We start from the raw sequence: 2,790 nt of genomic DNA on the forward strand, positions 1-2,790 counted from the left end.
TTGGCTTTGTCGACGATCTTGTTGGCACCGATCCACGGCATCATGGAGCGCAGTTGCTCGCCGATGATCTCGATACCGTGAGCGGCGTTGTTACGACGCTTGGCGGTCATCGAAGGATAGCCGGTAGCGCCTTCGCTGATGAACATCTTGGCGTATTCGCCGTCCTGAATGCGTTTCAGGGCATTGCGCATGGCCTGACGGGATTCGGCGTTGATGACTTCCGGGCCAGTCACGTACTCGCCGTATTCGGCGTTGTTGGAGATCGAGTAGTTCATGTTGGCGATACCGCCTTCGTACATGAGGTCAACGATCAGCTTCAGTTCGTGCAAGCATTCGAAGTAGGCCATTTCCGGCGCGTAGCCAGCTTCAACCAGGGTTTCGAAACCGGCTTTAACCAGTTCAACGGTACCGCCGCACAGAACGGCTTGCTCGCCGAACAGGTCGGTTTCGGTCTCGTCCTTGAAAGTGGTTTCGATGATGCCGGTACGACCGCCACCAACGCCAGCGGCGTAGGACAGTGCAACGTTTTTGGCGTTGCCCGAAGCATCCTGGTAGATAGCGATCAGGTCAGGGATACCGCCGCCTTTCACGAATTCGGAACGTACGGTGTGACCTGGAGCCTTCGGCGCGATCATGATCACGTCGAGGTCAGCGCGTGGCACCACCTGGTTGTAGTGGATCGCGAAACCGTGGGAGAAGGCCAGGGTAGCGCCCTTCTTGATGTTCGGTTCGATTTCGTTCTTGTACAGGGAGGACTGGAACTCGTCCGGGGTCAGGATCATGACCAGGTCGGCAGCTGCAACAGCGGAAGCAACGTCAGTCACTTTCAGGCCATGAGCTTCAGCCTTGGCAACGGTGGCCGAACCTTTACGCAGGCCAACGGTAACGTCAACGCCGGAGTCTTTCAGGTTGCACGCCTGAGCGTGGCCTTGGGAACCGTAACCGATGATGGCAACTTTCTTGCCCTGGATGATCGACAGGTCGCAGTCTTTATCGTAGAAAACTTTCATGAATTTCCCCTTTATATCTGGCCCTTCAGGCCATTCGCTAATTTGGTTTAGATGCTGAGTACTTTGTCGCCGCGGGCAATACCGGTGACGCCACTGCGGACGGTCTCCAGAATCGAGGCGGTGCCAATGGACTGAATGAAGCTGTCGAGCTTGTCGCTGGTACCGGTCAATTGAACGGTATACACGCTGGCACTGACATCGACGATCTGTCCACGATAAATATCGGTGGTGCGTTTGATCTCGGCGCGCTGGGCACCGGTAGCCTTGACCTTGACCAGCATCAGCTCACGCTCGATGTGCGCGCTTTCCGACAGGTCGACCAGTTTGACTACTTCGATCAGTTTGTTGAGGTTCTTGGTGATCTGCTCAATGACCTCATCGTGACCGACAGTGGTCAACGTCAGACGCGACAGGGTCGGGTCTTCGGTTGGTGCCACGGTCAGGCTTTCGATGTTGTAGTTGCGCTGCGAGAACAGACCAACCACACGAGACAAAGCGCCCGGTTCGTTTTCCAGAAGCAAGGAAATAATGTGCCGCATGATTAAGTACGCTCCGTCTTGCTCAGCCACATATCGCGCATGGAGCCGTCTTTGATCTGCATCGGATAGACGTGCTCGCTGGTGTCGACCGAAATATCGATCACTACCAGGCGATCCTTCATGGCAAACGCTTCTTCCATCTTCGACTTCAAATCTTTCGAATCGGTGATGCGCACGCCAACGTGACCATAAGCCTCTGCCAGCTTGACGAAATCAGGCAGCGATTCCATGTAGGAGTGAGAGTGGCGGCTGCCATAGCTCATGTCCTGCCACTGGCGAACCATGCCCAGTACACCGTTGTTCAGGATGACGATCTTTACCGGCAAACCGTATTGCAGGCAGGTCGACAATTCCTGAATGTTCATCTGGATGCTGCCCTCGCCCGTTACGCAGGCGACGTCATCATCGGGAAAGCTCAACTTGATGCCCATGGCCGCCGGAAAACCGAAGCCCATGGTGCCCAGGCCGCCGGAGTTGATCCAGCGGTTCGGCTTGTTGAACTTGTAGTACTGCGCCGCGAACATCTGATGCTGACCCACGTCAGAAGCTACAAAGGCATTGCCCTTGGTCACTTCGCAAAGGGTCTCGATCACGGCCTGCGGCTTGATGACGCTGCCGTCACCCTTGTCATAAGGGAACAGGCCACGATCACCGCGCCACTCGTCGATCTGCTTCCACCAGCTGGCAACGGACTCCTTGTTCGGGGTCTCGCCGATTTCCTTGAGGATCGCGACCATTTCGGTCAGGACGCTCTCGACCGGACCAACGATTGGCACATCGGCCTTGATGGTCTTGGAAATCGAAGCCGGGTCGATGTCGATGTGAATGATCTTGGCGTTCGGGCAGAACTTGGAGGCGCCGTTGATCACGCGGTCGTCAAACCGTGCGCCGACAGCCAGGATGACGTCAGCGTGGTGCATCGCCAGGTTGGCGGTGTAGCTGCCGTGCATGCCCAGCATGCCGATGAACTGACGATCCGTACCAGGGAAACCGCCCAGGCCCATCAGGGTATTGGTCACTGGCAGGTTAAGCATTTTCGCCAGCTCGGTCAGCGGCGCGGAGCCACCACCGAGAATCACGCCACCGCCCGAGTACAACACAGGACGCTTGGCCGCCAGGAGCATTTCTGCTGCCTTGCGGATTTGCCCGGAGTGACCGCGAACGGCCGGGCTGTAGGAGCGCAACTTGGCTTTTTTCGGGAAGACGTATTCGAACTTCTCGGCCGGGTTGGTCATGTCTTT

At 56.7% G+C, this 2,790-nt stretch carries 3 protein-coding genes; all 3 read right to left on the reverse strand.

Features of this window, described 5'->3' with window-relative positions; genetic code table 11:
* On the reverse strand, positions 1 to 1,010 hold a 1,010-nt coding region (gene ilvC, locus D8V06_RS00455; RefSeq protein ID WP_130930255.1), incomplete at its 3' end, for a ketol-acid reductoisomerase.
* Positions 1,011 to 1,057: 47 nt separating this feature from the next.
* On the reverse strand, positions 1,058 to 1,549 hold the full coding sequence (gene ilvN / locus D8V06_RS00460; RefSeq protein ID WP_003176102.1) for an acetolactate synthase small subunit: 492 nt from the start codon (positions 1,547 to 1,549) through the stop codon (positions 1,058 to 1,060).
* Positions 1,550 to 1,551: 2 nt separating this feature from the next.
* Positions 1,552 to 2,790: biosynthetic-type acetolactate synthase large subunit (ilvB, locus tag D8V06_RS00465; protein WP_130930256.1), on the reverse strand; the 1,239-nt coding region annotated here is incomplete at its 5' end.

Origin of the sequence: Pseudomonas sp. Sample_24 (assembly GCF_004307605.1) — a bacterium.
GTDB lineage: Bacteria > Pseudomonadota > Gammaproteobacteria > Pseudomonadales > Pseudomonadaceae > Aquipseudomonas.